General features: G+C 45.9%; 10 protein-coding genes. 2 read left to right on the plus strand and 8 right to left on the minus strand.

The window, feature by feature from the left end:
• The first annotated feature begins 71 nt into the window (after positions 1 to 71).
• Positions 72 to 1,352: an adenosylmethionine--8-amino-7-oxononanoate transaminase gene (gene bioA, locus R7P36_RS02660; RefSeq protein ID WP_017821705.1), complete on the plus strand. Its 1,281-nt coding sequence runs from the start codon at positions 72 to 74 to the stop codon at positions 1,350 to 1,352.
• Between the two features lie 69 nt (positions 1,353 to 1,421).
• Here bioA and R7P36_RS02665 read toward each other — a convergent pair whose 3' ends face one another.
• The 6 genes from R7P36_RS02665 to lrp all read right to left on the minus strand — a co-directional run bounded on the left by R7P36_RS02665 (position 1,422) and on the right by lrp (position 9,028).
• Positions 1,422 to 1,688, minus strand: a complete 267-nt coding sequence (locus tag R7P36_RS02665) for a DksA/TraR family C4-type zinc finger protein (RefSeq protein WP_132936554.1) — start codon at positions 1,686 to 1,688, stop codon at positions 1,422 to 1,424.
• A 196-nt stretch (positions 1,689 to 1,884) separates the two neighbouring features.
• Entirely contained in the window at positions 1,885 to 3,192 is a 1,308-nt protein-coding gene (gene serS, locus R7P36_RS02670) for a serine--tRNA ligase (protein ID WP_005437179.1), read from the minus strand.
• 91 nt (positions 3,193 to 3,283) lie between these two features.
• The gene (locus R7P36_RS02675; protein WP_318122006.1) at positions 3,284 to 4,639 is read right to left on the minus strand and encodes a replication-associated recombination protein A; all 1,356 of its coding nucleotides are present in this window, start codon (positions 4,637 to 4,639) and stop codon (positions 3,284 to 3,286) included.
• Entirely contained in the window at positions 4,640 to 5,266 is a 627-nt protein-coding gene (gene lolA / locus R7P36_RS02680; RefSeq protein WP_005388103.1) for an outer membrane lipoprotein chaperone LolA, read from the minus strand.
• Between the two features lie 61 nt (positions 5,267 to 5,327).
• Positions 5,328 to 8,381 carry a DNA translocase FtsK 4TM domain-containing protein gene (locus R7P36_RS02685; RefSeq protein ID WP_213899665.1) on the minus strand — a complete coding sequence of 1,018 codons (3,054 nt, stop codon included), beginning with the start codon at positions 8,379 to 8,381 and terminating at the stop codon, positions 5,328 to 5,330.
• 152 nt (positions 8,382 to 8,533) lie between these two features.
• Complete coding sequence (lrp, locus tag R7P36_RS02690; protein WP_005378234.1) at positions 8,534 to 9,028, minus strand: leucine-responsive transcriptional regulator Lrp; 495 nt, start codon at positions 9,026 to 9,028, stop codon at positions 8,534 to 8,536.
• Between the two features lie 156 nt (positions 9,029 to 9,184).
• On the opposite strand from lrp, the gene ald reads away from it, so the two are divergent.
• Complete coding sequence (ald, locus tag R7P36_RS02695; protein ID WP_005378241.1) at positions 9,185 to 10,309, plus strand: alanine dehydrogenase; 1,125 nt, start codon at positions 9,185 to 9,187, stop codon at positions 10,307 to 10,309.
• A gap of 93 nt (positions 10,310 to 10,402) precedes the next feature.
• Here the strand turns inward: ald and R7P36_RS02700 are convergent, their stop codons facing one another.
• Positions 10,403 to 11,599, minus strand: a complete 1,197-nt coding sequence (locus R7P36_RS02700; protein ID WP_025766893.1) for a methyltransferase — start codon at positions 11,597 to 11,599, stop codon at positions 10,403 to 10,405.
• Between the two features lie 53 nt (positions 11,600 to 11,652).
• A complete protein-coding gene (cysB, locus tag R7P36_RS02705) occupies positions 11,653 to 12,627 on the minus strand; it encodes an HTH-type transcriptional regulator CysB (RefSeq protein ID WP_005388967.1) in 975 nt (324 codons plus the stop codon).
• Positions 12,628 to 12,859 lie beyond the last annotated feature (232 nt).

Here is a 12,859-nt window from a genome sequence, read left to right on the forward strand (position 1 = left end):
GTCAACACAACGCAAAAGATCAAAGTTTACACCTGTCTGTTTTTTAACCTCAATTATTATTGGAATCGCACATGGATCTCGCCTTCGACCGCCAGCATATCTGGCATCCTTACACTTCGACATTGACACCTCTGACCTGCTACCCAGTGGCATCGGCAAATGGTGTTCATATTAAATTGGAAGACGGTACTGAGCTGGTCGATGGCATGTCTTCTTGGTGGTCGACGATCCACGGCTACAACCATCCGCATTTAAATCAAGCCGCTCACCAGCAAATCGATCAGGTCTCTCACGTGATGTTTGGCGGGATTACCCACCAGCCAGCAATCAGTTTGTGTAAAAAGCTATTGTCCCTTGCACCAAATAACCTTGAACATGTATTCCTTGCCGATTCAGGCTCCGTTGCCGTAGAAGTCAGCTTAAAAATGGCACTGCAATATTGGCATGCAAAAGGCGAACGCCGACCGAAGTTTCTTACTTTGCGACACGGTTATCACGGCGACACCTTTGCGGCTATGTCGGTTACCGATCCTGATAACTCAATGCACTCTCTTTACAAAGGCTTTTTGCCTGAGCATATCTTTGCGGAGTCAGCAACTTGTGGTTATTGGGATGAATGGAAGCCAGAGGACCTTACCGACTTCGAGCACAAGATTGAAACGCACCATGAAGAACTTGCTGCGGTGATCCTAGAACCTATTGTTCAAGGCGCAGGCGGCATGCGCATCTACCATCCAGAATTTCTCAAAGGCGTGCGTAGGCTTTGCGACAAATACGGCTTGTTATTGATTGCAGATGAGATCGCTACCGGATTTGGTCGTACCGGTAAGTTGTTTGCCTGCGAACATGCAGACATTCAACCAGACATTCTGTGTGTCGGGAAAGCACTCACTGGAGGCTACATGACCCTCTCTGCGACCCTGGCGAGCAAACACGTAGCAGACACCGTTTGTGGTGGTGATGCAGGCTGTTTTATGCACGGTCCAACCTTTATGGGGAATCCACTCGCCTGTGCTGTTGCCACCGCAAGTTTGGAATTGATTGAGCAAGGTAATTGGCAGCAACAAACCCAACAAATTGAAACGCTGTTTTCTGAGTTACTACCAAAACTTGAAGAATACGAGTTGGTGAAAAACACCCGTTGGCTAGGTGCCATTGGCGTAGTGGAGACGCATCGCCCTGTGAATATGGAAACCATCCAAGCCTTGTTTGTTGAACACGGAGTTTGGATTCGTCCATTTGGCAAACTGATTTATATGATGCCGCCGTTCATCAGCAAGCCGGAAGATATTGAGAAGCTAGTTAACGCGATTGATGCGGCGTTGCAACGTAAAGACTGCTTCGCTTCATAGTCCAATTCAATACGAAAACGGTTTGAGTATGAGACTCAAACCGTCTCATTATTTATTAGAACAGTAAAGTTATCGGAGTTGACTGTCTTTACTCGCTCGTCGATTGAACAATGCTTGGCGTTGAGACACCAATTCGATTGTTGACTGACATTCGATACACAAACGAACGCCTTTCATAGCAAAACGACGTGCTTCTGGGATCTCATCACCACACTCATCGCAATAATGGGCGCTTTCACCCCTTGTGATACTGCCACGAACACGGGAAATCTCGTCGTCTATTGTGTTTTGAATTTGTTGGCTGACGCTATCGTCATTTGCCCACCCTACGGCCATAAGCCCTCCTCGTTACTTGAATGAGAAAATCTACTTACCGTGGTAGGGTGGATGATTATATCGATTACAAATAACAAGATAATTAGGGTAAATTCGAAAACACTATTGCAGCTTAGTAATAATCAATTTTCACTCGACGCAGATAACAAAAAACCCAGCACTAAGGCTGGGTTTTGGTGTTCTAGTGGTTAATGAATTAACCGATGTGCGTTGCGCCCGCCATGTACTTCTGAAGTACTGTAGGGATTGCAATGCGGCCGTCTGCTTCTTGGTTGTTTTCTAGGATAGCAACCATTGTACGACCTACAGCAAGACCAGAACCGTTTAGCGTGTGTACAAGCTCAGGTTTCTTCTCGCCTTTACGACGGAAACGTGCTTGCATACGACGAGCTTGGAAATCCCACATGTTAGAACATGAAGAAATTTCACGGTAAGTTTCTTGAGCAGGAACCCAAACTTCTAGGTCGTAAGTCTTACGAGCGCCGAAGCCCATGTCACCTGTACATAGAACCACTTTACGGTAAGGAAGCTCTAGAAGTTGTAGAACTTTCTCAGCGTGACCTGTTAGCTCTTCTAGTGCGTTCATTGAATCTTCTGGCTTAGTGATTTGTACTAGCTCAACTTTGTCGAACTGGTGCATACGAATCAAACCACGAGTATCACGACCGTAAGAACCTGCTTCTGAACGGAAACATGGCGTGTGAGCTGTCATCTTAATTGGTAGATCCGCTTCGTCAGAAATCGTGTCACGAACTAGGTTCGTTACAGGTACTTCTGCAGTAGGGATTAGAGACAGTTTACGTGGCTCTTCGTCGTTTACTTTTTCTACTAGCGGCTCAGTGTGGAAAAGATCTTTACCAAACTTAGGAAGCTGACCAGTACCGAATAGGCTGTCAGAGTTTACTAGGTAAGGTACGTACATTTCTGTGTAGCCGTGCTCTTCAGTGTGAAGATCCAGCATGAACTGAGCGATTGCACGGTGTAGACGAGCAAATTGGCCTTTCATCACGATGAAACGTGCGCCAGTGATCTTAACTGCACTTGCGAAGTCTAGACCGTCGCCCATTTCGCCTAGGTCAACGTGATCTTTCAGTTCGAAGTCGTAAGACTTTGGCTCACCCCAACGAGAGATTTCAACGTTGTCGTTTTCATCTTTGCCATCTGGCACTTCATCTGCTGGGATGTTTGGTACAGAAAGCGTGAATTCGTCTAGTTGAGCCATTACTTGCTCAAGTTCAACTTTCTTCGCATCAAGATCGCTACCTAGCGTACCGATTTGTTTCTTGATCTCTTCTGCGCCTTCTTTGTCGCCAGCCGCCATTTTTTGGCCGATTTGCTTGGAGATGGAGTTACGCGTGGATTGTAAATTTTCTACTTCTACTTGAATGGACTTACGTTGTTCTTCAAGTTTACGAATAGTATCTACGTCTAGCTTAAAGCCACGACGCGCCAGTTTAGCAGCTGTTTCATCCAGCTCTGTACGAAGTAATTTAGAATCCAGCATTGTTAATCCTATGCTTTTTGTTGTGAAATCACGCGCACTTTCCAAGCGTACGCGTTAAAAAAATTTACTAAACAAATGTATCCAAAAACGCCTACTTTTCATAGCGCTTTTGTGGGCTATTTGCGTCTAAAGTAGCCAAGTAATCTAACTTTTCGCCGATTTTGGTCTCCAGACCACGATTTGTCGGCTGATAGTACCTACGATCGCCCATTTCAGGCGGCAAATATTGCTCACCTGCTGCGTAAGCACCAGGCTCATCGTGAGCATAACGATACTCAGCCCCATAACCCATGTCTTTCATCAAACTGGTTGGCGAATTTCGAAGGTGATGCGGCACTTCATATTCAGGTAAGTTATGAGCGTCCGCTAGCGCTTGTTTCCACGCCACGTAAACAGCATTACTTTTTGGCGCACATGCTAAGTACACGATCGCCTGTGCAATCGCACGTTCACCTTCTGCTGGGCCAACGCGTGTAAAACAGTCCCACGCGGAGAGTGCCACTTGCATGGCTCTAGGGTCCGCATTGCCGACATCTTCTGATGCTATCGCAAGTAATCGACGGGCAATATAAAGAGGATCACAACCCGCAGCAATCATACGTGCAGCCCAGTAAAGCGCCGCATCTGGGTTAGAGCCACGAATGGATTTGTGGACCGCAGAGATTAAGTCATACCAGATATCACCTTTGTTATCGAAGCGAGAGACTTTCTCCCCTGCCACTTCAGCCAGCAACTTAAGCGTGATCTCTTTTTCACCTTGCGCATTGTCTTCTGCCATGTCGTAGAGCAGCTCAAGATAATTGAGAGACATGCGAGCATCACCGTTTACCAGTTCTGCTAGGCGGTCTAATACGTTATCAGCGAAGTGTGCGGGTGTATTGCCCAAGCCACGCTCTTTGTCACTGATCGCTTGATTCAGCGCCAGTGAGATTTCATCTTTATCGAGAGACGTTAGCTTGTAGACACGTGCACGTGACAGCAATGCGTTGTTTAACTCAAACGATGGGTTTTCTGTCGTCGCACCAATAAAGGTAACCGTGCCATCTTCGATATGCGGTAAAAACGCGTCTTGTTGAGATTTGTTGAAGCGATGCACCTCATCCACAAATAAGATGGTGCGGCGGCCCGCCATTTTGTTCTCACGTGCTTTCTCGATTGCAGCACGGATTTCTTTCACACCAGACGTTACCGCAGACACACGTTCTACTTCAGCATTGGCATAGTTTGCAGCCACTTCCGCTAATGTCGTTTTGCCTGTGCCTGGTGGTCCCCAAAGGATCATAGAGTGAATGTGACCCGCCTCTAGCGCACGGCGCAGTGGCTTACCGGGGCCTAAAATGTGCTGCTGTCCGATGTATTGTTCGATCGTTTCCGGTCTCATACGAGCAGCAAGGGGACGAAAATCTTCGTCCCCCGAGAAATCTAATGTGTAATTACTCACTACCAATTAATTCCTTTGGTCATCCACTTCCACACCTTTTGGAATTGTGAATGTGAATCTGTCTGCTTTTGGTTTACCCAGCTTCACGTTGTTAAAGGTGAACAAACCTTTTTGACCGTCTTGCTCAACCACGTTGAAGCCTTTCACCACACCTTTGGCATCAATATTAATCTGGAATTGACCTTGTGTGGAGTCTACTGCGGTAGGAATGAGAGTGAACTGGTCACCTTTTTGAGATATTTTGTAGTTATTCCAATCACTTGCTCGGTTACGCGTTAGCAAAACAAATGGCGTTTGCTCTGTTGCTTGCTCTTGCCAGTAGATGCTCACTTGCTCGATGAATGGGCTGTAGTACCACAATGTCTTACCGTCAGAGACCAATAGGTTCTCATCGGGGAATGTTGTACTCCAACGGAACAGGCTTGGGCGAGCGATTTCAACCGTACCTTCTCCTTCCATCACCGTTTCGCCTTCAGGGCTGATAACCTGCTGAGAGAAATCCGCACTGAAGCCATCATTCATAGAAAGGCGTTTGTTTAATTCATCTTTAGGAGATGCTGCGTGTGCGGTAGAAAAGAGGGAAAAGCTTAAAACAAGCGCAGAGAAAAGTTTCGCTGAAAATAGTTTTTTCATTCAGATACCTATTATTAGAACCACTCACCTCAGTTGGACTGAGGTGAGTAACACAAGTTCATTAATCTTTTGGTGGCGCAGGTGCCAGTACTTCACGGTTACCGTTATGACCCGGAGCACTTACGATGCCCTGCGCTTCAAGCTGCTCTACAATACGGGCGGCACGGTTGTAACCTATCTTAAATCGGCGCTGAACACCGGAAACCGAACCTCGACGTGATTGAACCACGTGCTCAACAACTTGATCGAAGAGTGGGTCTACATCTTCATCCGCTTCCATTTGCTCACCTGGCAATAGACTTTCTGGAGTTTGATCTCCACTGATGATCTCTTCAATGTAGCTCGGTTTACCACGCGCTTTCCAGTTGTTTACAACAGCATGAACATCATCATCTGATGCAAATGCACCGTGAACACGAGTTGTATGACTTGATCCCGGCGGTAGATACAACATATCACCCATACCAAGTAGTGATTCTGCGCCGCCTTGATCTAGGATTGTACGAGAGTCCGTTTTAGTCGATACCGTAAACGCAACACGAGTTGGAATGTTCGCTTTAATTAGACCGGTAATAACATCAACCGATGGACGCTGAGTCGCAAGAATTAAGTGAATACCTGCCGCGCGCGCTTTTTGCGCCAAGCGAGCAATCAGTTCTTCAACTTTCTTACCTACCACCATCATCAGGTCAGCAAATTCGTCAACAACAACGACGATGTAAGGCAGCTTTTCTAGCAATGGCGGTTCAGTATCCATGCTGTCGCCTTCCTGCCAGAACGGGTCATGGATTGGGTGGCCCGCTTCTGCTGCCATCTTCAATTTTTCGTTGAAGCCCTTCACATTACGTACACCTAATGCCGACATCAATTTGTAACGACGTTCCATCTCGCCCACACACCAACGTAGAGCGTTTGATGCGTCTTTCATATCAGTCACAACTTCAGAAAGAAGATGAGGGATACCTTCATAAATAGAAAGCTCTAGCATTTTCGGGTCAATCATGATGAAGCGTACATCTTCTGGGCCTGCTTTATACAGCATGCTCAAAATCATCACGTTCACACCCACCGACTTACCAGAACCTGTTGTACCTGCTACTAGCACGTGAGGCATCTTCGCAAGATCTGCCACCACAGCTTCGCCCGCAATGTCTTGACCTAACACAACCGTTGTTGGTGACGTTGCTTGCTCAAACTGAGGGCTACTGATGACATCAGATAAATAGACCGTCTGACGACTCATGTTTGGCAGTTCCAAACCGATGTAAGGCTTGCCAGGGATTACTTCCACAACACGTACCGCCATCGCAGACAATGCACGCGCTAAGTCAGTTGAAAGACCAGAAATACGACTTACTTTCACCCCCGGCGCCAAATCAAGCTCAAAACGAGTGATCACTGGACCAGGATAAATACCAACCACATCGGCTTTGATTTTGTAGTCAGCGAGTTTGCTCTCTACCAATCGAGCGACCTGCTCTAGCGCATCACGGTCGATAAAGTTTTCACGTTTTTCTGGATGATAAAGCAACTCGAGCGTTGGGAGTGGCTCTTCCGGAACTGGCAAGTTTTCTTCTTTCTGTACCAAAAATGGGTTCTGTGTTGCAGCGACTTTGGCTTGTGCATTGGAAACCATATCTTGGAATGCGGTAACGTCTTGGTCGTTGTCTTGGACCTCTTCTACTTCCACTTTTTGAGGAGCAGGTTCAAATGTTGTTGAAGGTGTTGCTGCTTGCTGATGAGGCGTTGTTGGCTGTACTTGCTGCGCAGGCTGAGACTCCACTTCGTCTTCATCATCTAACACATCAAAGTCAGAGATCGTAGGCTCAATATGTTGGCTCGACTCTGTTTGCGCCGTGATGCTATCTAATACAGCAGAATCAATTGCAGGCTCTTCATGTACAGGATGCTCAATACTTGGCTGCTGTACTTGCTCTGCTTCAAATTGTTCGTACTGCGCATAATCTGGTTCAACACTGATCGGTTCTTCTGTAGCTGTATGTTGCTCTACATAGGAAGAGTAAGTGTCTGCAAGTGATGGGGCTGCCTGCTCTTCAGTTCCCCAGTCATCTGCTTGTTGCGCCGCTGCTTCAAGCTCTTCTATCGTAACATTCAGTTGCTTGGTGCGTTCCAAGAGCGGATCAACGTTATCAGTGTTAACCGTATGGATAGGTTGTATTTGAGGCTCAGGTTCAGAATAAACTGGCGCAGCATTAACCGTAGCCTTGCGTTGTGGTGACGTCGGTTCTACCATCGCCTGTTCCGCAGGCTTATCAGGTTTAGCTTGCGGCATATAAATAGGATACTCATGCGCTGGCGCTGGCGCCGGCTCTTTCGGTTCATCGACATCGTACGCCGTTAAATGAGGAAGCGGCTCATCATCAATTTCATGGTCTACATTATGTTTAGGCGTAGAGACTTTATCTTCTACAAACTCATCAAGCTGAGGTTCTAAAACTTCCTGCTCTGAACCTCTTGCCTTATTTGCAAGCGCGGCAATTAGTGCTAACGCACGATCACCAAGCCATTCCACGATGTTAAGCCATGAGATGCCAGTGAAGAGCGTAAAGCCCGCTCCCCACAAGAACAGCAGTACCAATGTGGTACCGAGTACATTCAATGTAGGTAAAGCGAGGCTAGACAACACATCCCCGACCACACCTCCGGATGAAAAATACCAAATGTCATCAAAATTAATATCGGCAAGACCGCAACTGGTCATAATAAGGACGACAAGACCGAGCAGCCTTGTACCCCATAGCATGAAATCAATGGGCTCATCTTCTCCTCGTTTACGGCAAATCACCCATGCAGCCGCCGCTAGCAAGAAAGGGATTGGGTAAGCGAGAGAGCCAAATGTGAAGAATAGAGTATCGGCTAGCCAAGCGCCGAAAAGGCCACCAGCATTATCGATATCCCCTCCCCATGCGGTTTGGGACCAAGAAGGATCGGCCGGGCTGAAGGTAAATAGTGCAACCGCAAGCAATACCGAGCTAAGAACGCCAACGATAAAGCAGCACTCTTTTAAGCGTTGGAAGCCATTTAGGCGTGAAGACTGGGGCTCTTCACTGGTTTTGATAATGGTTTCGACTTTCTTTGCGTTCTCTTTGAACATAAATCAACTTGAATATGGAAATGAAATAGGAAATTGCAAAACATTCCGAGCGGCATCAAGCCGCTCGGTAAATTGATTTAACCATATCAAGGAGAAAAACCCAATTACTCTCTGGCGAAAGCGGAAGCATATACCGCTTTCTTTGCAAGAAATTAACGAGTTTTGATCACAAGCTGGTTAGATTGTTTCACTTCTTCCATAACAACGTATGTGCGAGTGTCATTTACGCCAGGTAGACGTAGTAACGTATCGCCCAATAGTCGGCGGTAAGCACCCATATCTGATACACGGGTTTTAAGAAGATAGTCAAAGTCACCTGAAACAAGATGACACTCTTGTATGTCGTCTAGCTTTTGAACAGCTGAGTTAAACTGCTCAAACACATCCGGCGCACCACGGTTTAGCGTAATCTCAACGAATACTAATAGTGATGCATCCAGGAACTGCGGATTCAATAATGCAGTATACCCTGTGATATAACCCTGACGCTCTAAGCGACGTACACGCTCCAAACATGGCGTTGGAGAAAGTCCCACACGTTTTGAAAGCTCAACGTTTGAAATACGACCGTCTTTCTGCAGCTCATTAAGAATGTTGCGGTCGATACGGTCTAGTTCCTTGGACGGCTTTTTATAGTTGTCTGCCATTTTTTATTCCACCTTATTACTTCCTTGCAAAAAAATATACTACAACTTTTTAATATTTGGTGCCAAATTTTACAAATCTATAACTATACTAGTTATTAATTCGACAATAACACCCTACTAACAGTTAATACAACCATTATAGAAAGAGGATACAGGATGATCATTGGCGTACCTAAGGAAATCAAGAATCACGAATATCGTGTTGGTATGATCCCAGCTAGCGTGAGAGAACTCATCTCACATGGTCACCAAGTTTTAGTTGAGACCAATGCAGGTGCCGGCATTGGTTTTTCAGACGATGATTACATCGCTGTCGGCGCATCCATTCTCCCTCATGCTGCTGACGTATTTGCGCAAGCAGACATGATTGTAAAAGTAAAAGAACCCCAAGCAGTAGAGAGAGCAATGCTCCGCGAAGGGCAAATTTTATTTACTTATTTACACCTAGCACCAGATTTTCCACAAACTGATGAGCTAATCAAGAGCAAAGCTGTCTGTATAGCCTATGAGACTGTAACAGATAATATGGGTCGTTTGCCACTGTTAGCACCAATGTCAGAAGTGGCAGGTCGGATGTCTATCCAAGCTGGTGCGCAAACGTTGGAAAAATCGCATGGCGGTCGTGGTCTACTCCTAGGCGGCGTACCTGGTGTTGAACCTGCAAAAGTCGTTATCGTTGGTGGTGGCGTTGTTGGTGCAAACGCCGCTCGTATGGCGGTTGGCCTTCGCGCTGACGTCACTATTCTAGACCGTAACGTAGACACACTTCGTAAGCTTGACGAAGAATTCCAAGGTCGCGCAAAAGTGGTTTATTCTACTGAAGACGCTATCGAGAAGCATGTTCTAGAAGCGGACCTTGTTATCGGTGCCGTTCTAATTCCTGGCGCAGCAGCACCTAAACTGGTCACTAAAGAGCATATTGCTAAGATGAAGCCTGGTGCGGCAGTGGTTGACGTGGCAATTGACCAAGGCGGTTGTTTCGAAACTTCACACGCGACAACTCACGCAGATCCAACTTACATCGTTGATGAAGTGGTTCACTACTGTGTAGCAAATATGCCTGGCGCAGTTGCTCGCACTTCAACATTTGCACTCAACAACGCTACACTTCCATACATCGTGAAGTTAGCAAATAAAGGCTACCGCGAAGCACTTCTAGAAGATAAAGGCTTCCTTGAAGGTCTAAACGTTATTCACGGAAAAGTAACATGTAAAGAAGTAGCAGAAAGCTTTGACTTGGAATACGTTGAACCAACTCAAGCTATCGCTATGTTTAATTAATGACAAAATAAAACATAACTTGTCACGTTTTGTTTACAAAAGCCCACTCATAAGTGGGCTTTTTCATATAGAGCGTTTGGCTATAAAGAATAACTAAATCTTATATGCACAAATTAAAATATTTCTAGGTGTGACCGATTTAGGGCAAAACTCTGACAATCTAACACGGTAACCACGTTCTTCAAGATAAAGCACTTTATCTAATGCGAGCCAGATCTCCAACGGACGTTGAAAAACAAGTTGCACTAAGCTCATTCTCTCCATTTGCCAGAAGCGTTGTTCGCTTAACTTTTCAAAATGAGAGAAATCGATTTCTTGAGGAAGAACAATGCCTTTTTGCTCCGCTGCCCAGCGACAGAACGATTCAAAACCATCACTTAATTGCGACTTACGGATACTCGGCACAGGCTGATACTCTGCCATTCCCAAAGCTTGTCGCGTGATCAAATCAAACCCAAGACGAAACATCATTTCCTGCTGACGATGACGACGCACGCGCTCTCCTCCCGTCACCGTTTGTTGTAATGGGATACGCAGTTCTTGCTTAGACAATGAGAGAGAAGAAGCCCTGCCCGATTCCGACATCGGCTGGTATTGTTCCGACTGAATCAAGTGGTAACAACAAGGTGATATGGTCATCGCAGCAATCCCATTTTCACTGCCGTACTGCATTAGACGAACGTGAAGGTCACCGCATGCATGCAGTGCTACTGCGTGTTGCGTTGGCTTAAACACGGCTTTCGCTTTGCTATCAAACGCGTCGCCTTGAATAAACGTCATCTTCCAATGATGTTCATTGGCTGCTTGTTGTCCCGAATCGCACAGTGCTTGTTGGTATTCAAAGCTGGTTACAGGCTGATCGGTTTGCGTGGTCAGGATTCGCCCCAAGTAACCTTTACCTGAGCACCATTCTAGCCATTCTTCGCCACAGTGTTGTTGAATTGCAGCTTCACCCATCGAGCTAATTTGCTCCAACTTACGTCCCGGAATACCGTTATCTAAACCACGAGCGAGTTCCAAGCCGTTTAACGACAAAAGCTCTAAATGAGTCAGTTTTGCGAGTTGTTCAAGCTCAGGCAAAAACGGACTAAGTGCTTTTAACGCGAGTTCTGGTGCTGCTTTGTATTCTTCGATTTGAGAGGGAGTAAGAGACGCTAGCCATTGGCACAGTCGAGGATGTTGCTCCTGCCAAGGTAATGATGTGTGAATGCTGCTTTTAAAAGGCTCGAATCGCCACAAAGATTGGTTTTCGATTAAGCAGTCATTAATAAATTGAAATTGCGTTTTCATAGCTCCCCCTACAACGAGCGCATTGTAGAGGGAATCGAAACATCAATGAAGTGTTATCTCACCGGAAGCTCGATGTCTTTAAACATCTCTTCGATTTCTGCATTAGACTTCAACGAAATCGCCTGCTCAACCACTGGACGCGTTAAGTGCGGTGCAAAACGCTCCATAAAATCGAACATGTAAGAGCGTAAGAATGTACCACGGCGGAAGCCGATGCTCGTGGTGCTCGCACCAAACAAATGGCTCGCATCTATTGCAACCAAGTCACCGTCCTGCTCTTCATCCACAGCCATGCTTGCAATCACACCCACACCAATACCCATACGAACGTAAGTTTTAATGACGTCTGCATCAGTTGCAGTGAACACCACTCGCGGGGTTAAACCTTCGCGGTTGAATGCTGTATCCAGCTCTGAACGGCCAGTAAAACCGAACACGTAAGTGACTAATGGGTAAGCGGCAAGATCACTGATCGTTACTTTGTCTTTCTTCGCTAGTGGGTGGTCTTTAGGCACAACTATTGAACGATTCCAGTGATAACAAGGCAGCATGATGGCATCTTGATATAAGTGAAGCGCTTCTGTCGCAATCGCAAAATTCGCTGTGCCTTTAGCTATCGCCTCAGACATTTGTGACGGTGTACCTTGGTGCATGTGTAACGACACTTTTGGATAACGAGAAGTAAAACCTTTGATGACATCTGGCAGTGCATAACGAGCCTGCGTATGTGTCGTGGTGATATTCAGCGTCCCCATTTCTGGATGGGTGTGCTCTCCAGCCACCGCTTTGATACTTTCTACACGAGCGAGAATTTCTTGAGAGATACGTACAATTTCTTCACCAGCTGGCGTCACTTGCGTTAAGTGCTTACCGCTACGTTCAAAAATCTGAATGCCTAACTCATCTTCCAGCAACCGAACCTGTTTACTGATACCTGGCTGAGAGGTATATAAGCTTTCCGCCGTTGCAGATACATTCAGATTATGGTTTACAACCTCAACAATATACTTCAGCTGCTGCAGTTTCATCGTAATCCCTTACTTATTCATGAGAGAGTTTATTGGCCACTCAAGCGAGCGATATAATAATTAGTTATAACGCGTTCAAATCGAAATGAACAGCAATTTCTAACTTATACCTCAATCACATACTAATAATCTTCAAGAAAGAAACAATATGCACAAAGTTGAGCCAATAAATGACCGAAGTTTTATGATGTGACTTCTATCAGTAACTAAAACGTGGGAGAGACAAAATAAT

This window comes from Vibrio sp. 397 (genome assembly GCF_033339395.1).
Classification (GTDB): domain Bacteria; phylum Pseudomonadota; class Gammaproteobacteria; order Enterobacterales; family Vibrionaceae; genus Vibrio; species Vibrio alginolyticus.